We start from the raw sequence: 22,355 nt of genomic DNA, 5'->3' as shown, positions 1-22,355 counted from the left end.
ATGACTACCTGTTTAACATCGTTGGGCACGTTTTACAGCAACGGACTAAAGAAGTAAAACAGTCGTTCGGCAATTCTCTGCCACATCGGACGTTTTACCCACAGTCTGGCATCCAGCAGCCGCGAGCGGGAGATATAATCATCCTGCACCGCGGCGAGGTCGCCGCCAAAGCCGGCATCATCAATGACCAGCGTGATTTCAAAGTTTAGCCACAGGCTGCGCATATCCAGGTTGACCGTGCCCACCAGGCTCAGCTCACCGTCGACGAGAACGCTCTTGGTGTGGAGCAATCCGCCTTCAAACTGATAAATTTTTACCCCTGCGGCCAGCAGTTCGCTAAAGAATGCCCGGCTGGCCCAGCCCACCAGTAGGGAGTCATTTTTGCGTGGCAAAATGATGCTCACATCGACACCGCGCTGCGCGGCGGTACAGATCGCGTGCAGGAGGTCGTCGCTGGGGACAAAGTAGGGCGTCGTCATGATCAGATATTCACGCGCCGAGTAGGTTGCCGTCAGCAGCGCCTGATGGATTAAGTCCTCCGGGAAGCCCGGCCCGGAAGCAATGGTATGAATAGTGTGACCGCTCGCCTCTTCAAACGGCATAATATTTCCGTCCGGCGGTGGCGGCAGGATACGCTTGCCGGTTTCTATTTCCCAGTCGCAGGAATAAACGATGCCCATCGAGGTGGCAATCGGCCCCTCCATTCGCGCCATCAAATCAACCCATTGACCTACGCCCGAGTCCTGTTTGAAGAAGCGCGGGTCAACCATATTCATGCTGCCGGTGTAGGCAATATAGTTATCGATCATGATCATTTTGCGATGCTGACGGAGATCCATCCTGCGCAGAAACACGCGCAGGAGATTTACCTTCAGCGCTTCAACCACTTCGATCCCGGCATTACGCATCATGCCCGCCCACGGGCTACGGAAAAAAGCCACGCTACCCGCGGAGTCAAGCATCAGGCGACAATGAATGCCGCGACGCGCGGCGGCCATCAGCGACTCAGCGACCTGGTCAGCCATCCCGCCGGGCTGCCAGATATAAAAAACCATCTCGATATTATGACGCGCCAGCTGAATATCGCGGATTAACGCCTGCATGACGTCGTCGGACGAGGTCAGCAGCTGCAGTTGATTGCCCTTAACGCCGCCAATCCCCTGACGGCGCTCGCACAGCTTAAACAGTGAGGAGGCGACGCTGCTGTTCTCCTCGGCAAAAATATGTTTGCAGGCTTTAAGGTCGTTCAGCCACTTCGCGGTGGAGGGCCACATGGCGCGGGCCCGCTCGGCGCGGCGTTTACCCAGATGAAGCTCGCCGAAAGAGAGATAGGCAATAATTCCCACCAGCGGGAGGATATAAATGATCAGAAGCCAGGCCATGGCAGAGGGTACGGCTCTGCGCTTCATCAGGATGCGTAATGTCACACCCGCGATTAACAGCCAGTATCCCAAAATGACCAGCCAACTCACCACGGTGTAGAAGGTTGTCATAGGTAAAAAAATCCTTTTGAAAGCGTATTGTTATGAGTGTACGCATCAGGATTCATCTGGCAAATAAAAACGCCAGGTAAAAGCGCTGGTTTGCTGCCGGGTTGGGTTTATAATGGCGACTCTGTAAGTTAAAGAGTTGTAGACATGAAGCGCAGTAGAACAGAAGTAGGGCGCTGGCGCATGTTGCGACAGGTGAGTCGTCGCAAGGCTCGTTGGCTGGAAGCACAATCCCGCCGCAATATGCGTATTCACGCCATCAGAAAATGTGGATTGACCAGGCACCGCAATGCGTTGCTGTTCGCAGTCCAGGATATCTGAAACCATGAGGGCACCGTAACGGGTGCCCGCTGATTTTATAGCGTCTGATTTTTTAGGAATAGCGTATTTGCAGCGATATTCCTGTTGTGTTTAGCAAAAGGAGGGAGAAGTGTTTGCGGAGTTTGGCGTACTGAATTTCTGGACGTATGTTGTCGGCGCATTTTTTATCGTGCTGGTGCCAGGGCCGAATACCCTGTTTGTGCTCAAAACCGGGATCGGTCACGGCGTTAAAAAAGGGTATCTTGCCGCCACAGGCGTATTTATCGGCGATGCGGTTCTGATGTTTCTGGCCTGGGCGGGCGTCGCGGCATTAATCCAGACCACGCCGGTACTGTTTAATATCGTGCGCTATCTCGGGGCTTTCTATCTGCTCTGGCTGGGCGGCAAAATGCTCTGGTCAGTGGTGAACCGTCAGAAAAACGCGCATGAGAGCGGCCCCGAACCGGCCAGTATGATCATGAAACGTTCGCTGGTATTAAGCCTGACCAATCCCAAAGCGATTCTGTTCTACGTATCGTTCTTCGTTCAGTTCATTGACGTGAATGCGCAGAGCACCGGCACTTCTTTCCTAATCCTCGCGACGACGCTGGAGTTGATAAGCTTCATGTATATGAGTTTCCTGATCTTCTCAGGCGCGTTTGTCACGCGTTATCTGAAAACGAAAAAGAAACTGGCAAAGCTGGGGAACGGGCTGATAGGGTTGCTGTTTGTCGGGTTTGCGGCGAGGCTAGCGTCGCTGCATTGATGGTTTGAAAGGCTCCTGAGGGAGCCTTTCAAAGATTAGAATAAATCACCTACAGTCGTTTAAAATTGTACATAATTCTTCCAGATTAAAATTTGTTTTGTCTATAAACACATCTAATGGAATTTCAGGCTTTCCTAAAATGAATTTCGTATCATTTTTAGTATAAGTACCTATTATTTGCTGTCTGGGGGCAAGTTGAGTAGCAACACTAGAGCGCAATAATTCGTTAATTGATGGTCTGGTTTCATAAGGGATACAAAAAACAGACTCATTTGAAGCAATGATGAGGGGCGAGTTGTCTTTATCAATTAATTTTTTTACTGCGTTAGTATCAACAGGAACATTGTTGCATGTGTCAACGTTGGCCATAAGTTTTAGTTTTCTATTTTCTCCTTCCAGCTTATAAAAATTAACTCCATATGGCATGGTTTGCTCTTGAATATTATCATAAATTCCTGTCTGAACATTAAGTGGCCCAGACGAAATACCGATAAGTTTCTCAGTAAACAAAGGAGAGGCAACACTGAGTTCTCTGCGATTGAAAAGACCTTTTTCATTTATTTGATACTGTACTGTACCATTATGTGTTAACTCATAGCCACATAAGCCTTTTTTACTATGAGATGTTATAGAGCAATCATTTATATAAAAAAGAATATTATCTTCGGTGGTTAATTTTTGTGCGTTTAAGGCAAAGGCTTCAAAATAAATGCTCTTGATGTTTTTATTCTTGTCAGCGGATCCGAAGAGAGGCCATTTATATTCTTGTTGACCAATTGTCAATATGCCATCCTTAAATGAGAATTTGTCATTTAGGGAAGGGTATTTCCATAGTGAGGATGAAAATCCTAAATAATTACTTATGTTTTTAGATTTTTTCCATGATTGTAATATATGGCTTTTTTCATTGCGAAGTAAACTGTGACCAAATCCAAAATCGGGTTTATCAGCCGAAGAGATATCAAGTACAGTCGGCCATACATCCAGTAATGTTCCTGGTTTTGCGATTTTAGTAGGTTTAACCCCTTTTTTTATAATAATAAAGTTGTTTCTACGCTTGTCCTGAATGCTGTCAAGCTCTTTACTGGCAGCGTTAGCCATCATCAAATGATCTGAAACAAGAACAATGATTGTATTGTCAAAATGGTCTGAATTGATGATTTTTTTTATAAAGTTACCAACAAGATAATCAGAGCAACTCGCTGATTTAAGCATCGGATTACTAATGGGGGCATTAATATGTCCATCACAGGCAGATAAATAAGTGCCTGCTGGCGGATGAGTGTTGACGGTTAAGAACGAGAGAAGGAAATTGCTTTTTGAGGCCGATAATTTCTCAAATTCACTATATACATGTTCTATGAGCGAATCATCATGAACTCCCCATCCACTAATATTATTTTCATCTACTACGCGATGATTAAGTAAATATTGTTTATCATGTTGATTTAGCCAGCCATGCTGAGAAAAGAACTTATCACCACCAGCAAATTCTTTATCACTCCCGCGTATAAATTCAGTAGTGTATCCACTATTTTTCAAATGCGTTGCAATGCAATCGGCCCCAGCCAGGAAATGAGACATATTACTCGCTGAATTCCCCTGGGGGAGAACTAATGGGATAGCACATTGCGTATTAACCATTCCTGCCATTGTCCATCCCATACCAGGAATTTGCTGTATGTCAGTAAATTCAAGGTATTGATCTGCGAGTTTACTTATATTTGGGATGTAATTAATACCATTTATATTTCTCAATGAACGCTCAAGACTCTCAGCATAAATAAAGACATAGTTATATTTATTCTTCATGTCGTAATCAATGCCGTTATATTGTTTAGCCACTTTCATCCCGTTTCCATAGGATAAGTTTTGAAGCGAGTTAAAAATATTTTGAGTTGCGTTAGACTTAAAAATAAAAATCGAAAGGAGAAGTATGTATAATGATATAAATAATGGGGTTTTGCTATGTGGTAATTTATTTCCATATTTGAATGAAATAAACAGTATCGCAATTGATATCAAAATAAATATGCTTGCAGCAAATATCTTAGGTAATATATCATCAATGGACGTTCCGTGAACATTGCTTTTTAGATGATAATAAACTGCATCATTTACACCATTTCCGGTAAACATATCTGATATAAACCAAAATGCAAATGTAAGCAATGCAATAACCATAATAATTGATTTAATTCTGACAAGTACAGAATTGGAAAAACAAACGGCCAGTAATAATACTAATAAAATATAATCCATAACAAATCTGTCTAAGTAAAAGAGATGGATGGATTATATCTTTTTTCATTCAAAATGGTAATAGGGCAATAAAACGTTAGTTTGCTGCCCTACATTTAGTTGATTGATTTAAAACACTTTCTTATACGGTCTGACCGTTACTTTCGCATACACACCTGCGGCAACATACGGATCTGCGTCAGCCCATGCCTGAGCGCTTTCCTGGGATTCAAACTCAGCAATCACGGTGGAACCGGCAAAACCGGCGGCGCCCGGATCGTTGCTGTCTACTGCAGGCATTGGGCCGGCGGTCAGTAAACGGCCTTCATCCTGGAGCAGCTGCAAACGTGCCAGATGCGCAGGGCGCACAGCCTGGCGTTTTTCGAGCGAATCAGCAACATCTTCAGAGTAAATCACGTAAAACACGGCGAAGCTCCTTAACCGGTAAAAGTGTCAGTTACGTTATGTGAAAGGGCAAACGACTGCAATGTAAAATAAAAACAATGTTAATACCCTGATCTGAATGCGCCTTTTTTGGCCTCTCATGCGCTAAAGTTGCGCCAGAACAAAGTGTCTTATTGAATATGATTGCTATTTGCATTTAAAATCAGTGTTCGGTTTTTTAACGTTGATGATTATGACTTCGATGACCCTTGATTTACCTCGCCGCTTTCCCTGGCCGACGCTGCTTTCTGTCGTGATTCACGGTGCTGTTGTGGCGGGTTTGCTGTATACCTCGGTTCATCAGGTTATTGAAATGCCCGCGCCCGCGCAGCCGATTTCGGTGACGATGGTATCGCCAGCGGATCTCGAACCGCCGCAGGCTGCACCTCCGCCACCGCAGCCGGTGGCTGAACCTGAGCCAGAGCCCGAGCCTGTTCCGCCGCCACCGAAGGAAGCGCCGGTGGTGATCCACAAGCCTGAACCGAAGCCAAAACCTAAGCCGAAGCCAAAACCGGTGAAGAAGGTCGAGGAGCGTCCGAAACGCGAGGAACGTCCGGTTGAACCACGTGCGACCCAGACGGTCGAGAATGCGGAGCCTTCGCGTCCGGTGATGAATAACACCGCAACCGCGCCTAAGCCGACAGTCAGTGCCCCTGCGGGCCCGCGCGCGCTGAGTCGCAACCAGCCTCAGTATCCGGCGCGAGCGCAGGCCTTACGTATTGAAGGCCGCGTACGGGTGAAATTTGACGTCACTGCCGATGGCCGCGTGGATAACGTGGAAATATTGTCCGCTCAGCCTTCCAATATGTTTGAGCGCGAAGTGAAATCGGCGATGCGCAGATGGCGCTATGAGGCCGGGAAACCGGGCAATGGACTGATTGTGAATATTGTTTTCCGCCTGAACGGCGGGGCGCAGATGGAATAAAAAAAGCCTCCGAAAGGAGGCTTTTTTTTGCCTGTCGATCAGGCCTGCGGAAGTTGACGAGGTTTTCCCTCGCTATCGACTGCAACATAAATAAACAGCGCTTCAGTGGCCTTATAACGCTGTCCAATGGGTTCAGAAGAGACTTTCTTAACCCACACTTCGATGTTGATTGAAATAGAGGTGTTGCCGCGTTTGACGCAGCGGGCGTAGCAGCAAACCACATCTCCCACCGCAACCGGGCGCAGGAAGGTCATGCCGTCCACTCGCACAGTCACCACGCGCCCGTGGGCAATCTCTTTTGCCAGAATTGCGCCGCCCATATCCATCTGCGACATCAGCCAGCCGCCAAAAATATCGCCATTGGCATTGGTGTCAGCGGGCATTGCCAGTGTGCGTAAAACCAGTTCGCCCTGCGGGGCGTTAGTTGTTGTCATTGTTTTAACTCGTAACGGAAGACTTCAGGCGGGATGCTACTATGATTTCACAGCGGAGAGAATAGACCAGAACGCCTGTCGTAGACGTTCTGGTCAGTCATTAATCAGTGCTTGTCGTCCTGCGGCATAACCTCGACAGCATTAAGTCGAAAGCACGCATCCTGCTCTGCTGGGTTGATGAGGCAGAATCAGTCAGCGAAGTAGCCTGGCAGAAACTGAGCCCTACAGTGCGTGAGGAAGGCTCAAAGATCTGGGTGGCATGGAACCCAGAGCGCGACGGTAGCACCACTGACAAGCGTTTCCGCAAAGAGGCTGGCGACGACTTCATCACCGTTGAGATGAACTATAGGGACAACCCGTGACTCCCTGATGTGCTGGAAGGAGAGACAGAATGACCAGCGCCGTCTCGACCCGCAGCATACGCGTGGGTTTGGGAAGGTGCTTACCTTGAAAACTCAGATAAGCAGGTGCTGGCCGGAAAATACCGCATCGCTGAGTTCCCGGAAAGCCTCTGGAAAGAGGCAGAGCGCCTGTTCTTCGGTGCTGACTTCGGTTTCGCCAAAGACCCTAACACGCTGGTGCGCTCGTTCATCCTGCATAAACGGCTGTACATCGAGTACGAGGCATACGGCCAGCAGACAGAGCTCGACCACATGCCTGAGATATACGACACGATTCCTGCTTCGCGTGACTGGCCCATCAAGGCTGACTCGGCGCGACCAGAGACAATCAGCTATCCCAAGCGGCAGGGCTTTAATATCTCAGCCGCTGAGAAGTGGTAGGGAAGCGTAGAGGATGGCATTGCGCACCTCCGCGGATTCGACGAAATTATTATCCATCCTCGGTACAAGAACGTGGCGCGTGAGGCCCTTATGTGGTCGTACAAAACGGACTGCATCACCGAAGAAGTATGACCGAAACTCGCTGATGGATACGAGCACTGCTGGGATGGCATTCGCTACAGCCTCGATAGACACATTAAGTGTAAGGGCCAGATGGCCGGGATGATGATCCCAAAATGGTTACGATAATTTGTACGAATATCAAGCGAAGCCATAATTAAACTCCCGTCATATGATTCGGAGGTTTTATGCATAGCTTTGTGCACTTAGTTGCAGAAATAAGAGAAGAGTTAAGGCTTATAGGACTTGAGCATTCATCGCTAATTTTTACTAAGCTTGCTCAGCAATACGCCCCTTACTACCAATCATTCGAACCTGAAAGAAACGAGGCGTTACTGATAAAGCTTAAGGTGCTTGAGAGAAGCGTCGGGCTACAGAAACCATTTGATTGGGAATCGGCCCTCTCAAAAAAAACGAATAGGTCGCTACGGCGGCCTTTTTTATTGCCACAACGCCACCACCGGACAAACCATGTCTGACAAATTAACTCTCACCGTCAACCATGCGTTGAACGATGCGCGGATGGCACGCGCCCATATGGGTCTGGACAATAAGCGCCATTTAGCATGGTAAGAGTATGGCTTCCCTGAGCAGGTAACCTACGAACACCTCTACGCCCTGTACCGACGCGTTGGCATAGCTCACGGCGCAGTAGAGAAGTTGATGGGCAAGTGCAGGCAGACTAACCCGGAAATTATTGAGGGTGACGATGCCGACGAGAGCAAGGATGAAACTGAATCGCCACGGGTAATCTAGACACTTCCGAGCTGTTGATAATAGTGGTTTTCATAGTCTGTCGGTGACATCTGATCGCTAGAACCATGTCGACGCTTACTGTTATAAAACATTTCGATGTAATCATAAATATCGCTGCGATCTTCTTCCCGCGTTCCGTAGATCTTTTTCTTTATCCGTTCACGCTTCAGCAATTGGAAAAAGCTTTCTGCAACCGCATTATTGTGGCGGTTACCACGGCGGCTCATGCTGCCCTCCAGGCTGTGTGATTTCAGGAACGACTGCCACTCATGGCTTGTGTACTAGCTGCCCTGATCCGAGTGAACCAGCACCTTTTTTTAAGGATTACGCCGCCATACAGCCATCAGCAGTGTGTTCAGGACAATTTCCATAGTCATCCGGGATTGCATTGACCAGCCGATAATTTTGCGTGAGAACAGATCAACAACCACTGCAAGATAAAGCCAACCTTCGTGGGTCCTGATGTAAGTTATGTCCGTTACCCAACGCTCATCCGGAGCATCCGGATTGAACTGTCGCTGGAGCTTGTTGGGCGACACGATACTGGCCTCGCCTTCACGTGCCCGCGGGCTCCGGTATCCGACCTGAGCCTTTATTCCGGCACGTTTCATCAGTCGCCAGACTCTGTTGACTCTGCACTGTTGCCCGCTGTCGCGCAGATCCAGATGGATCTTGCGATAACCATAGACACATCCCTATTCCAACCAGAACTGTTTAATCTGTCCTGTCAGTCTCAGGTCTGCCTGATGGCGTTGTGAATGCTGCTGCTGAAGCCAGGAGTAAAAGCCACTGGGATGAACATCCAGTACCCGACAAAGCAGACGAACAGGCCAGCAACAGGTGTTGTCACGGATAAAGGCGTACCTCAGTCGGACAGCTTTGCGAAGTACACCGCGGCTTTTTTTAATATGTCCCGTTCGTCGGTAACTCGCTTCAGCTCTTTCCGAAGACGGCGGATCTTGGCCTGAGCATCTGACTGTTCTTTATTAGTGGAAGAATCCAGACCGTACTTCTTTATCCAGGCATAAAGACTGTGGGTGGTGATATCAAGACGTGTTGCAACACTGGAAACAGAATAACCACGATCAACAACCTGTTTGACTGCTTCAATTTTAAACTCTTCGGGATAACGCTTACCGCTCATGAGCACCTCTCTTTAAGTCATTTTAAAAGACTCGGAGGTGTCTGTTAAACCCGTGGCTATTCAATGGGGCGGTAGCTGCTGGCCACACAATGACCCTAATGGACATTTCATTCGGGGATAGCAGAGCGTTAGAAAAGATTTTGGTGGGATTTTTGGTAATCTGTATAAGTTTTGATTAATTAACGGGTGGTGCACAACACCACCCGATTACTATCAGACAAGCTTGCTAACATTTTTGCCAAGTCTAATAAACGTGATTTCAATATATTTAAATATGAAATTTGAAATTAAAATTGCATTGCATGTTGCAAAGATAAAATATGCAATACTTGCTCTTGGGTTTATGTTTAGTGGAGTTAGTATATAATGCTTCAATACGAAGAACGTAATGATATGTGAAAGGTATAGTGAGTATGATACATCCCCAAGTCTATCTAGTGCTGAAATTTGAGGCAGTAACCCCGAACGCTCAAATGAAAGTCCTGAAATGATGATGCATACACCTGCAATGCCATAATTTAATGGGCCATGATAATTTGATATGCCAAATTCAAACAGTAATATAAACGCAGTGAATGTTATAGCCGATATCAAAATGTAGAAGGTTCTACTTAGTTTCAGTTTTGTAAAAATAACTGAAATGGTAATGCCATAAACAAATTCTATCAACATTGGCGACGCAAGCAGCTTGAATATTCCTTGGGAATACAACGTTGGAGATGAAAAATCTAAAGCGACATGTTTATTAGATATGAGTTGCAGAATAACAACAAAAAAGAAAATTGTTGCAGAGGCTAAAAGCCCTCTTTTGGCATGCGAGAAGCATATAGCCATAACAAAGATAGAGTAAAATAATAGTTCGTACGTTAGTGTCCATGCCGGATAAAGGAAGTTATACCCGAAGAATGGGGCTGGAGCGTCAAAGTTAAGAGGAATAAACATCAGTCCCTTTGCTAGATCAACAGGCTGTGGTGTCCCTGGCGCAATGGAGATGAAAGCAAGAACGCAAAACAGAAACACAGGATAAATCCTGAACGCTCGTCTTATTACGAACGTTAGTGGTTTACTATGCTCCCTCTTCAGTGTGGACTGATGGATAATAAAACCACTTATTATAAAGAATAAGTCAACACCAAAAATACCATGCGAGAATAGTTTAGATCCTATATCTGGTAAACCAAAGGCGCCATTTAAATCTTCTTTGAGGTGAGTGAAGACCACCATCAGGGCTGCGATCCCTCTCAAATACTGGATGCTATGAAAACGTTCCTGCATTTTGTAACTTCCTGAAAAAAATATACTGAATCATAGCATTATGATGCTGGCGATCAAGTAAACATCTCAAATCGCTGCCAAACTTGTAGTGATAGCCGCTTGCATAACGGTTGTGGAGTTTCGAATGAAAGCTCAATTTTGGTGGATTTTACTTACTCTTTTTGTACATCTCTGAAGTTAGAGATGACAATCAGGTTTTCAAGAGAGACAGTGGCATCCCGGCGGATACATAATGATCTGAAAGTTGAGAGTTACTGGTGCGCCCCTGAACCTTGTAGAAGTCTACGCTTCGGTAGTGTGAAGTATTGTCCACCTTCTGTATGGCTTGCAGTGTAAAGAGTGAACTTCGAAAACTGTTCTAATCTGTTTTAAACCCGCTCCAGCGGGCTTTTTTAATTGCACATCAGTAACGAACGCGGTAATAGAGATTATAAGGGAAATTAGCCATCTTTTTGTTAATCTCCCTTTTCCATAATGTAAAACCTAATGCGTTAGGGTGCACGCCATCAGAAATGGTGTATTTCAAATCAATACCATCTTTGCCGATCATGCCTTTTGGCAAGGGGATGACTTGGCAGTTCTTGTATTGAGAACAAGTCTTATAAATTATGCGATTTGCAGCATCAAAATCAGGCGAGATGAAAGGGTACTTTAAACGATTTGGAACGAATGTTTCCATAACGTAGAGTTGCTTGGTTCGCGGCGCCGCGTAATCTATTACGGCACCAATCTCATCTCCCAGCTCTTTACCATGTTGACCCTGCAGCAAATTGTTAGCTCCGACAGACACTAAAATCCCGTTAAATTTTCCAATAGGAGCTTCTTTAATTTGCTTCATAACGCCATGAACAGTATCTCCGGCTATGCCCATATTGACGTAATTAACATGTAACTTATTCTGTTTTAGTGCTTGAACAATTGAGTCACCAAAAAAAAGAAAGTTATCATTTGAGGCCTGAGATAACCTCATGTTATTAATACTTTCCGTTATCCCGTAGAAACTTTTTGGGCTCTCATCAATTTTATATGGTGATTCAGCTTGTGCCATAAGTGGCATAGATAATGCAAAAAATAAACTAATCTTCTTCATAACAACCCCTTTTAATGCAGGGATTCTATCATTTTTACCTTGCCAGCGAATCTTGATAAATCTGATAATGCCGCGTGCTGTTTTTATATACAGTTGTTTATTTTTTTGGATGACTCATAAGATTGCAGTCGACAGCAGCAGACACACATGTCGCCTTTGTTGCGGCTACAGAGTCACTTCTACCTCCTTCAGCGAGAATTGTTGAAACTCAGGAAGGCTAATGACGACGCTGGAGGAAATGAGTCCCAGAGTCGAAATTTACAGTATCGACGAAGCTTTTTGTGACCTGACTGGCGTTCGCAACTGCCGAGACCTGACTGACCTTCGGCAAAGAGTGCCGCGCTACGGTTCTGAAGCGTACACCCCTGACTGTCGGGGTTGGTATCGCGCAGATAAAAAACACACGCTAAGCTAGCAAATTACGCAGCGAAGAAATGGCAGAGGCAGACGGGCGGAGTTGTTGATTTGTCCAATAACGATCGCCAGCGTCGTTTGTTGGCTATTGTGCCTGTAAAGGATGTATGGGGCGTCGGCAGGCGCATCAGTAAGAAGCTAAACACCATGGGCATCAAAACGGCTCTGGGCCTGTCAGAGCAAAGCACCTGGATTATTCGCAAACACTTCAATGTCGTGCTGGAGCGAACCGTCCGGGAGTTGCGAGGCGAGCCATGTTTAGAGCTGGAAGAGTTCGCACCAGCAAAACAGGAAATAGTCTGCAGCCGGTCATTTGGCAAACGCGTTACTGAGTACGAACAGATGCGCCAGGCTATCTCCAGCTATGCGGCCCGTGGTGCAGAAAAGTTGTGGGGAGAGCATCAATATTACCGTTTTATCTCTGCATTCGTGAAGACGTCCCCATTTGCCCTGAATGAGCCATATTACGGCAACAGTGCATCAATTAAGCTTCTCACACCTACAAAGGATTCTCGCGACATCATCAACGCCGCGGTAAAGTGTCTGGACAAAATCTGGAAGAATGGTCACCGGTACCATAAGGCAGGGATCATGCTTGGGGACTTTTTCAGCCAGGGAGTGGCTCAGCTCAAACTGTTTGATGAAAACGCCCCGAGGGCGGGTAGCGAAAGGTTGATGGAGGTTCTCGATCACCTCAACGCAAAAGACGGAAAAGGAACGCTGTACTTTGCCGGGCAGGGTGTAGAGCAGCAGTGGCAGATGAAGCGAGAAATGCTTTCACCACGGTATACGACGAGATATTCTGATCTTGTTAAAGTAAGTTAACTCTAACATCTTCATATCTCTGGGGGACAAGATGAGCGAAGAAAGAAGAAATTATGAGCATATTGAAAAATGGGAAGAATTAATAAATCAAAACTTTCATCGTTCCATGGTTGATGCTGCAAGTTCAGGAGTGATAGAGACTCATAGTGTTTTTGATAAATTTAGCTCTTGGATGGTAGTTGGTTGTGGAGCTACAGCAGCATTAATGATTGTAAATATCGATAAAATCATTCCCTATATTTCAACTCCTGGTCTAAGGTATGCTATATTTTTTCTAACATTATCAGCGTGTTGTGGTTTTGTTGCAAAATATTTTGAAATAAACGCATCCATTTCTGAAGCTGCAGGTCAAAAGACCACTACTATCATGAAAGCAAGGGTTTCAGAGTATGAAGAGGCAATGAAAGCGTTTGATGATTTAACTAAGCATACAGGTTATCAGGCAAAGGAAGGTCCAACGTACGAAGAATTTGCGGAAAGTTTTATTGGCTTATTTCCTTACAATTTCCTTAGGAAAAAGTTACGTCAACAAGTTATTCGAAAACAGGGTCTCCCAGAGCCAGGTAATCGTAAAGCCATACATGCGGTAGTACATCAATCAATAATTGTTTGCTTGCAGGCCGCTTTCTATATTGTGTTCTTGTTGACAATAGCATATTCAATTAACCTAGGAGCTTTGCAATAGTTTTTCATCAGCTTGAAGCTTGCATCAAATATGATCCTTGGTTTTTCACATTGCCCACGGCGCGCGACACCGCGTGCCAGATAAACTTGTCGGCGGGCACAGCACCGTCGGCAGCTATCTCTTCAGCTTCTTTCCCGCCTATATCCTGCCGCATCCATTCCCTGGCGGCTTCAGGCAACAGAACTAGCGGCCGGCGGTCGTGAATATCGACCAGTCTTTTGTCAGCTGCAGACGTCTCTATCAGAAAACCTTCTGCTTCATCTCTGCGTTCGAACGGGGTGCTGCCGATCGCTGCCATGAATATGGGCTGGCCGTCGGCCCGGTGAATGAAGTAGGGCTGTTTTTTGTCACCTTTCTTCTTCCATTAGAACCATCCATCGGCAAAGAAGATAGCCTGGCCATGCTGCCTGAGAGGTTTGAACATCCAATGGTGGCCGCCATCTCGACGCGCGCGTTAATTAGTGGCTGTTTATCCCACCACCCGGGAGCGTAACCCCAGAAAACATGATCGAGGTGCAGCTGCTCATCGCGTTCGCTCAGCAGCAACACCTTTTTGCCTGGCTCGACGTTGTAATGTCTAATGTGCTCAGGGTCGTATGCGATGTCACGATCACCTTCATCGGCCAAATAAGCGAGATATTCTTCACGAGTTTGTGCTTGTGCGAAACGTTCACACATAGAAACCTCCAGTCAGTTAGACTGAAAGTATAGGGCAGGGATAAACAGGTGTGCACCGAAACTTTATGATTTTGAAACAAGAGCATGATGATGGAAGGCAGCGAAGTGGTAAAGCGGGGCTTCGTGAAACTGGAAGGAGCTACGCAAAACGCAGCTAAAAAAAACACGCTTTATACAAAGTGTACATTAAAGCGTGCTTTTAATCATAATTAAACGTCTAATTTTAATCTAACTATTTGATATGGATTTGTATTCTATATAATTTATTACTTCTCGTCCTGCGGCATGTGGCGATAGATGTATACGCCGCTTAACAGCGTGAAGATAAGCGTCAGCGCGGTCAGGCCGAAGACCTTAAAGTTGACCCAGATATTCTGCGGCAGCCAGAAGGCAATATAGATATTGGCAAGACCACAGAGAATAAAGAAGACCGCCCAGGCGATATTCAGACGGGACCAGACTTCCTGAGGCAGCGTCAGCTCTTTGCCCAGCATGCGCTGGATCAGCGGCTTTTTCATGACCCACTGGCTAATTAACAATGCGCCCGCAAACAGCGCGTAAATAACGGTCACTTTCCACTTAATAAATTCATCATTGTGGAAGAACAGAGTCAGCCCGCCGAATACGGCGACCAGGACGAAGGTAACCAGCGCCATCTTTTCGACTTTGCGATAGCGAACCCAGCTGTAGATCAGAACAACAGCCGTTGCAACGATCAGCGCAGTGGTCGCGGCATAAATATCGTACAGCTTATAAAAAGCAAAAAAGACCACGAGCGGTAAAAAATCAAGAAACTGCTTCATTCTGTGATTCCATCTTCTGAGCGGGGCGGGAGGCAGCGATGCCCCCGCCTCAGGATTACTGACGAATTAACATATACAGGCGGAACAGATAGACCAGCAGTACCGCCGAAATCAGATTGCTCAGCGTATTCGCCACTACCGCGCCAACGTTCGGCGTTAATACCGCAAAATTCGGTGCAAACAACAGCAGGAGCGTTTTGGCGAGCAGCCAGCCGATCACGGCGGGAGCCACCAGACGCATATTAGCCCATGCCAGTCTGATGCTGCTGCGCATCGCGGTAAAAATCCCCATTTTATCCTGCACCACCATCACAGGCGCAAATGAGAGCACGATAGCCAGTAATACGCCCGGCACCACGACCAGCATAATCCCCATTTGCACCAGCATGGTGGTTAAAAAGATCAGAATAAACAGCTTAGGTAAGACTGGCGCACTCGCACCAATCGCCCGTAAGGCGCTGACCCGGTGGCCCGCCGAGACCAGCTGAATCATCAGCAAAACGCCGCCCGCCAGAACCGCATTACCAATCAGGCCTGAGAACGTTGACGCGGCAGACGCCCGCAGCAGAATTTGCTGCTGTTCCGGCGTCATGTTTTGCACCAGTTCAAACAGCCCCACGCTTCCGGCAAGATGGTCGCCCTGGCTCAGGCTGGCAATCTGTTCTTCACTCGGTGAGAAGGCATGGCCCAGCACCACCGTGATAAAGGCACATAGCAACGCGATCAGTAAAAAGGTTATGAACTGATTGCGGAAAAAGTTTCCCGTGTCACGGTAGACAGACTTCGCCGTGATAGACATGCACTCTCCTTGAGTATTGCAGGTGTTAATTAGCCGGCAATTGTACACCGGATGCACCTGCTGTGGCAGCATCAAGGCTTGTATGGAAAAGCATATCTTTGTAAAGCGGCGGTAATCCAACGCGCGCCCGGGCGCGATTGCAGGCTTCGTTGACCTGCCCATCTTCCCCCGACATGGCAAATTCCCGGCACGGGCTGGGCCGATCCTCATAAATGGAACATCGGGTAGAGACCCCTGGCTCACCCTGTAGCGCTACGCAGCGGGCCTGCTTTTGGTTTGTGCCGCTCATGCAGCGCAGAAAGGGCGTTAACGGCTCAGTAAGATGAACCGGAACGGTACCGCCGCCATCGCTGGCTTCGGCCCAGTAGAAAGAGACTCGAAAATACGCACAACAGGCTCCGCACGTCATGCACGGGTTGATATCACTCATGGCACACCTGCAAAAGAAGAACGCATCAAATCAACTTGTGAGAGCGATAAATTATCCAGCCGTCAGAGGAAGAGCAAGAGGGGGAAAAGGGAAAATTTTGTAACCGTGAAATGCCAAAAATTGACATGGAAACAACTTATCGCTTTTGGACGCGTAACAAAAAATTAATCCAGATCAATGAATGTTAAGTTACTGGTTTTAATGTGATCTGTAGCAGATCACTTATTACTCATTTGTGAGTATATTCTCATCCGCGATTAAAACCACAACGATGGAGCGGATATGAAAAAATTAGCGGTGGCAGCCCTTGTATTAAGCAGTCTCTCTGGCGGCGCGTATGCGCATGAAGCAGGCGAATTCTTTATTCGTGCCGGTTCGGCTACGGTTCGCCCGACTGAAGGATCGGATAACGTGCTGGGTATGGGCGGTTTTAACGTCAGTAATAACACCCAGTTAGGGTTAACGTTCACCTATATGGCGACGGAAAACGTTGGTGTTGAGCTTCTGGCTGCAACGCCGTTCCGTCATCGCGTGGGTCTGGGCGCAACCGGTGATATCGCAACGGTTCACCATTTACCGCCAACGCTGATGGCGCAATGGTACTTTGGCGATGCCAGCAGCAAGGTGCGTCCTTATATTGGCGCCGGTGTGAACTACACCACCTTCTTTGACGAGAAGTTTAACGATACCGGTAAAGAGGCCGGTCTGACTGACCTCAGCCTGAAAGATTCCTGGGGCATGGCGGGGCAGGTCGGTCTGGACTATCTGATTAACCGCGACTGGTTGATTAACGCCTCGGTCTGGTACATGGATATTGATACGGACGTACGCTTCAAGGCGGGCGGTCAGCAGCAAAGTATCAATACTCGCCTGGATCCGTGGGTGTTTATGTTCTCTGCGGGCTATCGTTTCTAATCCCGGCCGTTCAATGCGCCCCGACGGGGCGCATATCCTTTCTCACTTCTGAATCAAATAGCGAATGGTCGGACCATCCTGCTGGATATCCAGCACCGTGTAGCCGTGGTTTTTCGCATCCAGCGGAATGTTGTTGATGGACTGCGGACAGTCGCTGACCACTTCCAGAATTTCCCCTTTTTTGAGCTGCGGTAGGGCTTCAAGCGTGGCAACAGCCGGATAAGGGCAGGGTTCACCGACCATATCCAGACGGTAATCGGGCACGATCTCTTTCATGCAGCATTCTCCTGGGTTTCTGTTTTAACACTCGCGCGACGGAAGAAGCGTTTCTCCTGCGCGATAACCAGTAAAAAAGCGACCAGCAGCAGGGCGTAGGTGACCAGCAGGCCGCCGAGGGGGCCGAAGGTGCTCAGCAGGTTGACCTTGTCCCAGCTCGTGGCAAGCGCCGGGGACAGATCGTCCCAGAAGTACGCCAGGATCGTCGAGCCGATAACATTTCCCAGGCCCACCCACCAGTAATGCACCTGACCTTCAACGGCGCGGTACATCCAGCCGGTTTCACACCCGCCAGCCAGCACAATCCCGAAGCCAAACAGCAGGCCGCCAATCACCGCATTAGGACCAGCCCACATGATTTTCGGTTCAACGCCGAGCTGAACATAGCTGAAGATACCGATGGCGCTGACCGCCATCCCGGCGATAATCGCCTTCGCCATCATCGTCCGGCCGGTGATCCACATATCGCGAAACGCGGAGGTAAAGCAGATCTGCGCGCGTTCAATGAGCAGGCCAAAACCCACGCCGAACAGCATCGCCAGGCCGAGTTTGGGCTGATTCATCGCAGTGCAAAGCGCCCAGGCGACCATAGCCATAAAGACCAGCATACCGAGGCGGAAACGACGACGCGCCTGGTCCGGCTTCTGGGTTAACGGAGACGCCGCGCTGACTTTTGTCATTTTCACCGGAATGCGGAACAACGGCAGCAGGGTAAATTTGGCACCGAAGTAAGAGCCGATGGCCGTGGCGACAGCAAAGAACCAGGCGTGAAGCGAAAACTGAGGAATACCCGTAAAGAAAGCGGCCAGGTTACAGCCCATCGCCAGACGGGCGCCAAATCCGGCAATGATACCGCCGACCACCGCCTGCATTATGCGAATACGGCTTTTGGGCATCCGCAACTTAACGTTGTTTGCCCACAGCGCAGCCGCGAAACAGCCGCCGAACATGCCGACGATCATCATCCCGTCGATGCGGGTAAGCGGCGTGCCGTCCAGATGAATGAGTTTAAAGTAACCCCACTCTTCAGTATGCACGCCAGCGAGCTGTAGCAATTGACCACCCCAGCGGGTGAACTCGCCGGTCACGGCCCAGAAGGTGCCGGTAATACCGAAATAGTAGGTAGAGAGAATGCCTGCCGCGATAACGGCCGGAACAGGTGACCAGAACTTAACCAGGTAAGCCTGTTTAAAGGATTGCCATGACATGAATAAGCCTCTGAACTCAGAAGGATTAAAGATAAAAAAGAGTCCAGATCATACGCTTGCACGCCAGAATGGAAAGCCATTCACGCCGAAAATATCGACGGGATCAATTTTGAGGTAATCCGTTGTAGAAGGTGGGGAAGGAAGGGTAACCGTCTGGCAGGGAGCCAGACGGTGGAAGGGTTATGCTTTGCGCGTCGCCGCTTTCATTGCGGTCACAAACGCTTTCAGCTCGGCCAGCATCTGCTCTGGCTTGTCCACGTTCTTCTCGATGATCTTCACAATCGCGGAGCCTGAGATGGCACCAGCCGCCTTCGCGTCAATCGCTGCGCTGACCTGATCCGGGGAGGAAATCCCGAACCCCTGCAGCGGAGGTGCGGCATGGTACTCGGCCAGCTTCTCCACCAGATGATGCAGCGGCAGGGCGGCTTTATTCTCGGCACCGGTCACGCCCGCGCGGGAGAGCAGGTAGGTATACCCGCGTCCGTAAGAGGCAATCTGGCGCAGCAGGGCGTCATCGGCGTTCGGCGGGCAGATGAAAATCGGGGCGACGTTATGGCGCATGGCCGCCTGACGGAATGGCGCAGATTCCTCGACCGGCACGTCTGCCACCAGAACGGAGTCGACGCCCACGCGCGCGCACTCGGCATAGAACTCATCAATACCGCGGTTGAACACCAGGTTGGCGTACATCAGCAGGCCGATCGGAATGGTCGGGTGCTTCTGGCGAATCGCCGCCAGCATCTCGAAGCACTGGGTCGGCGTCACCCCGGAGGCGAATGCGCGCAGCGTCGCATTCTGGATGGTTGGGCCATCCGCCAGCGGATCGGAGAACGGAATACCCAGCTCCAGCGCGTCGGCACCGGCTTCAATCAGGGTGTCGATAATCTTCAGCGACTGTTCCGGGCCCGGATCGCCCAGGGTGACGAAGGGAACGAACGCGCCTTCCTGGCGGGATTTCAGCTCTGCAAATACGTTATCGTAGCGTTCCATCAGATTTCCCCTCGTGCTTTCAGAATATCGTGAACGGTGAAGATATCTTTGTCACCGCGGCCGGAAAGGTTCACCACCAGCAGCTGTTCTTTTTCCGGGTTTTCTTTCATCATTTTCAGCGCGTGCGCCAGCGCGTGCGAAGACTCCAGCGCCGGGATGATCCCTTCGCTGCGGCACAGCGTTTTAAAGGCTTCCAGCGCTTCGTCATCGGTAATGGAGACATAGTCCGCGCGGCCGGTGCTGTTTAGATACGCATGCTGCGGCCCGACGGACGGGAAGTCGAGGCCGGCAGAAATAGAGTAAGACTCTTCAATCTGGCCTTCATCTGTTTGCATCATCGGGGATTTCATCCCGAAGTAGATCCCCACGCGGCCATGCTTCAGCGGCGCGCCGTGTTCACCCGATTCAATGCCGTGCCCGGCTGGCTCGACGCCAATCAGACCGACGCTGGCGTCGTCGATAAAGTCTGCGAACATGCCGATGGCGTTAGATCCGCCGCCAACGCAGGCGATCACCGCATCCGGCAGACGCCCCTCTTTTTCGAGGATCTGCGCTTTGGTCTCTTCACCGATCATGCGCTGGAATTCGCGCACGATAGTCGGGAACGGGTGCGGGCCCGCCGCGGTACCGAGCATATAGTGCGCGGTTTCATAGCTGCCAGACCAGTCGCGAAGCGCTTCGTTACAGGCATCCTTCAGCGTCGCGGAGCCGCTGTGCACCGGGATCACTTCCGCTCCCATCAGACGCATACGGAAGACGTTCGGAGACTGACGCTCAACGTCTTTCGCTCCCATATAGATGCGGCATTTCAGGCCGAGCAGGGCGCTGGCAAGCGCAGAGGCCACGCCGTGCTGACCCGCACCGGTTTCGGCGATGATTTCGGTTTTGCCCATACGCTTCGCGAGCAGCGCCTGGCCCAGCACCTGGTTAGTTTTATGCGCGCCGCCGTGCAGCAGGTCTTCACGCTTCAGATACAGCGTAGTTTTGGTGCCTTCCGTCAGGTTGCGGCATTTGGTCAGCGCGGTCGGACGACCGGCGTAATTTTTCAGCAGGTCGGTAAATTCCGCCTGAAACGCCGGATCTTTCTGCGCGCTGACAAACGCTTCTTCCAGTTGGCGCAGCGCGGGCATCAGGATTTGCGGGACGTACATCCCGCCGAACTCACCAAAATACGGGTTAAGTAATGTCGTCATCTTCTCTTCCTTAATATGCACGCAGAGTTTTAAATACCGAGGCCAGCTTGCTGGCATCTTTGATACCCGGTTGGGACTCTACGCCTGAATTGAAATCGAGGCCTGCGCAGCCGGTTTTAGCGGCTTCTACGCAGTTATCCGGGCTTAATCCGCCCGCCAGCAGGACGTTGTCCAGCTTTTCGCCGTTCAGCAGCGACCAGTCAAAACGCTGGCCGGTACCGCCCTGGCCGTTATCGAGGACGTATTTATCCACATGGTTCAGGTTACGCGAGGGCAACGTATCGCCAACGCTTTGCGCTTTCCAGATTTGCACCTGTGGTGCCAGCGCGGCGCGCAGGGCATCGATGTAGCTCTGGTCTTCATCGCCGTGGAGCTGCACCGCGCTGAGGGATAACGCGTCGGCTTTTGCCGTAACGTCTGCAATTTCTACGTTGCGGAAAACGCCTACATAGCTGAGCGGAGCCGCTGCGATGACCTTACGCGCCTGCTCTTCGCTGACCGCGCGAGGAGAGGAGTCCACAAAGATCAGCCCGCCATAAATCGCCCCGGCTTCATACGCGGCCTGAGCATCCTGTTCGCGGGTTAAGCCGCAGACTTTGTTTTCACCCAGCAGCACGCGACGCACGGCCGCATTAAGATCGTCATGTTCCATCATGGCGGAGCCAATCAGGAAACCGTTGGCGAAGTGGCTCAGCTCGCGCACCTGGGCGTAGCTGTTAATGCCGGATTCGCTGATCACCGTGACGCCAGACCCCAGACGCGGCGCCAGCTGACGCGTACGGTTAAGGTCAATGGACAGGTCACGCAGATCGCGGTTGTTAATGCCGACCACTTTGGCTTCCAGCGCAATCGCGCGCTCCAGCTCCTCTTCGTTGCTCACTTCGGTCAGCACGCCCATGTTAAGGCTGTGCGCGACGGCGGAAAGCTGGCGATACTGCTCGTCGTCGAGCACCGAGAGCATCAGCAGGCAGGCGTCGGCCTGGTAAAAGCGCGCCAGCCAGATCTGATACGGGTCGATAATAAAGTCTTTGCACAGGATCGGCTGCGGCGCGATGCCGCTGACGATCGGCAGAAAATCGAAGCTGCCCTGGAAATATTTCTCATCCGTCAGCACGGAGATGGCTGACGCATGATGCTTATAAATGCCGGCAATACGCGCCGGATCGAAATCGTCACGAATAACGCCTTTAGACGGGGAGGCTTTTTTGCACTCAAGAATAAACGCGGTGCGTGCACCCTGGAGGGCATCATAGAAACGACGTTGGCTTGGTACGACGTCATTCTGGAAACTGGCAAGCGGCTGCTGTTGCTTGCGGGCTTCCACCCAGATGGCCTTATCGGCAACGATTTTCGCTAAAACGGTCTGCATTCT

General features: G+C 49.5%; 20 protein-coding genes and 5 pseudogenes. 9 read left to right on the top strand and 16 right to left on the bottom strand.

What is annotated here, in order from left to right:
- Positions 1 to 32: 32 nt before the first annotated feature.
- Complete coding sequence (cls, locus tag NI40_RS12810; RefSeq protein ID WP_029741729.1) at positions 33 to 1,493, bottom strand: cardiolipin synthase; 1,461 nt, start codon at positions 1,491 to 1,493, stop codon at positions 33 to 35.
- A gap of 144 nt (positions 1,494 to 1,637) precedes the next feature.
- On the opposite strand from cls, the gene NI40_RS23945 reads away from it, so the two are divergent.
- Both NI40_RS23945 and leuE read left to right on the top strand, forming a co-directional pair.
- On the top strand, positions 1,638 to 1,811 hold the full coding sequence (locus NI40_RS23945; RefSeq protein ID WP_086379783.1) for a YciY family protein: 174 nt from the start codon (positions 1,638 to 1,640) through the stop codon (positions 1,809 to 1,811).
- A gap of 109 nt (positions 1,812 to 1,920) precedes the next feature.
- A complete protein-coding gene (leuE, locus tag NI40_RS12805) occupies positions 1,921 to 2,556 on the top strand; it encodes a leucine efflux protein LeuE (RefSeq protein ID WP_023312092.1) in 636 nt (211 codons plus the stop codon).
- A gap of 45 nt (positions 2,557 to 2,601) precedes the next feature.
- On the opposite strand, the gene NI40_RS12800 is transcribed toward leuE, so the two are convergent.
- On the bottom strand, positions 2,602 to 4,818 hold the full coding sequence (locus tag NI40_RS12800; protein ID WP_080338160.1) for a phosphoglycerol transferase I: 2,217 nt from the start codon (positions 4,816 to 4,818) through the stop codon (positions 2,602 to 2,604).
- A gap of 108 nt (positions 4,819 to 4,926) precedes the next feature.
- Positions 4,927 to 5,223: a YciI family protein gene (locus tag NI40_RS12795; protein ID WP_029741731.1), complete on the bottom strand. Its 297-nt coding sequence runs from the start codon at positions 5,221 to 5,223 to the stop codon at positions 4,927 to 4,929.
- A 220-nt stretch (positions 5,224 to 5,443) separates the two neighbouring features.
- Between NI40_RS12795 and tonB the strand changes: the two genes are divergently transcribed.
- Positions 5,444 to 6,166, top strand: coding sequence for a TonB system transport protein TonB (gene tonB / locus NI40_RS12790; protein WP_039263572.1), 723 nt, complete (start codon positions 5,444 to 5,446; stop codon positions 6,164 to 6,166).
- A 38-nt stretch (positions 6,167 to 6,204) separates the two neighbouring features.
- On the opposite strand, the gene yciA is transcribed toward tonB, so the two are convergent.
- On the bottom strand, positions 6,205 to 6,600 hold the full coding sequence (yciA, locus tag NI40_RS12785) for an acyl-CoA thioester hydrolase YciA (protein ID WP_008502796.1): 396 nt from the start codon (positions 6,598 to 6,600) through the stop codon (positions 6,205 to 6,207).
- A gap of 119 nt (positions 6,601 to 6,719) precedes the next feature.
- Between yciA and NI40_RS12780 the strand changes: the two are divergent.
- Together NI40_RS12780 and NI40_RS24330 are read left to right on the top strand one after the other, a co-directional pair.
- Positions 6,720 to 7,631 (top strand): annotated as a pseudogene (locus NI40_RS12780) (PBSX family phage terminase large subunit); the annotation flags it as partial.
- A gap of 342 nt (positions 7,632 to 7,973) precedes the next feature.
- Positions 7,974 to 8,237, top strand: a pseudogene (locus NI40_RS24330) (anti-CBASS protein Acb1 family protein); the annotation flags it as partial.
- Positions 8,238 to 8,254: 17 nt separating this feature from the next.
- On the opposite strand, the pseudogene NI40_RS23655 reads toward NI40_RS24330, so the two are convergent.
- The 3 genes and pseudogenes from NI40_RS23655 to NI40_RS12755 form a co-directional block, all read right to left on the bottom strand.
- Positions 8,255 to 9,402, bottom strand: a pseudogene (locus NI40_RS23655) (IS3 family transposase).
- 213 nt (positions 9,403 to 9,615) lie between these two features.
- A complete protein-coding gene (locus NI40_RS12760) occupies positions 9,616 to 10,677 on the bottom strand; it encodes an acyltransferase family protein (protein ID WP_039263568.1) in 1,062 nt (353 codons plus the stop codon).
- Between the two features lie 403 nt (positions 10,678 to 11,080).
- Positions 11,081 to 11,767, bottom strand: coding sequence for an SGNH/GDSL hydrolase family protein (locus tag NI40_RS12755; RefSeq protein ID WP_039263567.1), 687 nt, complete (start codon positions 11,765 to 11,767; stop codon positions 11,081 to 11,083).
- A 208-nt stretch (positions 11,768 to 11,975) separates the two neighbouring features.
- Between NI40_RS12755 and umuC the strand changes: the two are divergent.
- Together umuC and NI40_RS12745 are read left to right on the top strand one after the other, a co-directional pair.
- Positions 11,976 to 13,006, top strand: a pseudogene (gene umuC / locus NI40_RS12750) (translesion error-prone DNA polymerase V subunit UmuC); the annotation flags it as partial.
- Between the two features lie 31 nt (positions 13,007 to 13,037).
- Positions 13,038 to 13,691, top strand: coding sequence for a hypothetical protein (locus NI40_RS12745; protein WP_045143072.1), 654 nt, complete (start codon positions 13,038 to 13,040; stop codon positions 13,689 to 13,691).
- Between the two features lie 7 nt (positions 13,692 to 13,698).
- Here the strand turns inward: NI40_RS12745 and NI40_RS24210 are convergent.
- The 4 genes and pseudogenes from NI40_RS24210 to NI40_RS22950 form a co-directional block, all read right to left on the bottom strand.
- Positions 13,699 to 14,369: pseudogene (locus NI40_RS24210) on the bottom strand (SOS response-associated peptidase).
- A gap of 266 nt (positions 14,370 to 14,635) precedes the next feature.
- On the bottom strand, positions 14,636 to 15,172 hold the full coding sequence (locus NI40_RS12735) for a septation protein A (RefSeq protein WP_039263565.1): 537 nt from the start codon (positions 15,170 to 15,172) through the stop codon (positions 14,636 to 14,638).
- Positions 15,173 to 15,227: 55 nt separating this feature from the next.
- A complete protein-coding gene (locus tag NI40_RS12730; protein ID WP_032656704.1) occupies positions 15,228 to 15,971 on the bottom strand; it encodes a YciC family protein in 744 nt (247 codons plus the stop codon).
- A 25-nt stretch (positions 15,972 to 15,996) separates the two neighbouring features.
- Entirely contained in the window at positions 15,997 to 16,401 is a 405-nt protein-coding gene (locus tag NI40_RS22950; protein WP_021240310.1) for a YkgJ family cysteine cluster protein, read from the bottom strand.
- On the opposite strand from NI40_RS22950, the gene NI40_RS24125 reads away from it, so the two are divergent.
- Positions 16,294 to 16,569: a hypothetical protein gene (locus NI40_RS24125; protein ID WP_166670513.1), complete on the top strand. Its 276-nt coding sequence runs from the start codon at positions 16,294 to 16,296 to the stop codon at positions 16,567 to 16,569. The genes NI40_RS22950 and NI40_RS24125 overlap by 108 nt on opposite strands.
- Before the next feature lie 114 nt (positions 16,570 to 16,683).
- Positions 16,684 to 17,316 (top strand): outer membrane protein OmpW, encoded by a 633-nt coding sequence (gene ompW / locus NI40_RS12725; RefSeq protein ID WP_023312086.1) that lies wholly within the window; start codon positions 16,684 to 16,686, stop codon positions 17,314 to 17,316.
- Between the two features lie 42 nt (positions 17,317 to 17,358).
- On the opposite strand, the gene yedF is transcribed toward ompW, so the two are convergent.
- From yedF to trpCF, 5 genes are all read right to left on the bottom strand, one after another.
- A complete protein-coding gene (gene yedF / locus NI40_RS12720; protein WP_003856774.1) occupies positions 17,359 to 17,592 on the bottom strand; it encodes a sulfurtransferase-like selenium metabolism protein YedF in 234 nt (77 codons plus the stop codon).
- Complete coding sequence (gene yedE / locus NI40_RS12715; protein ID WP_039263564.1) at positions 17,589 to 18,800, bottom strand: selenium metabolism membrane protein YedE/FdhT; 1,212 nt, start codon at positions 18,798 to 18,800, stop codon at positions 17,589 to 17,591. Before yedE ends, yedF begins: the two co-directional genes overlap by 4 nt.
- A gap of 180 nt (positions 18,801 to 18,980) precedes the next feature.
- Positions 18,981 to 19,790 carry a tryptophan synthase subunit alpha gene (gene trpA / locus NI40_RS12710; RefSeq protein WP_033145748.1) on the bottom strand — a complete coding sequence of 270 codons (810 nt, stop codon included), beginning with the start codon at positions 19,788 to 19,790 and terminating at the stop codon, positions 18,981 to 18,983.
- Complete coding sequence (trpB, locus tag NI40_RS12705) at positions 19,790 to 20,983, bottom strand: tryptophan synthase subunit beta (protein ID WP_039263563.1); 1,194 nt, start codon at positions 20,981 to 20,983, stop codon at positions 19,790 to 19,792. The genes trpA and trpB overlap by 1 nt, the downstream gene beginning before the upstream one ends.
- Positions 20,984 to 20,993: 10 nt before the next feature.
- A complete protein-coding gene (gene trpCF, locus NI40_RS12700; RefSeq protein ID WP_039263561.1) occupies positions 20,994 to 22,352 on the bottom strand; it encodes a bifunctional indole-3-glycerol-phosphate synthase TrpC/phosphoribosylanthranilate isomerase TrpF in 1,359 nt (452 codons plus the stop codon).
- Positions 22,353 to 22,355: the final 3 nt, after the last annotated feature.

This window comes from Enterobacter sp. E20 (genome assembly GCF_000801755.2).
In the GTDB taxonomy this organism is placed as follows: Bacteria; Pseudomonadota; Gammaproteobacteria; order Enterobacterales; family Enterobacteriaceae; genus Enterobacter; species Enterobacter asburiae_B.
This window is presented reverse-complemented; position numbering and strand designations above follow the sequence as displayed.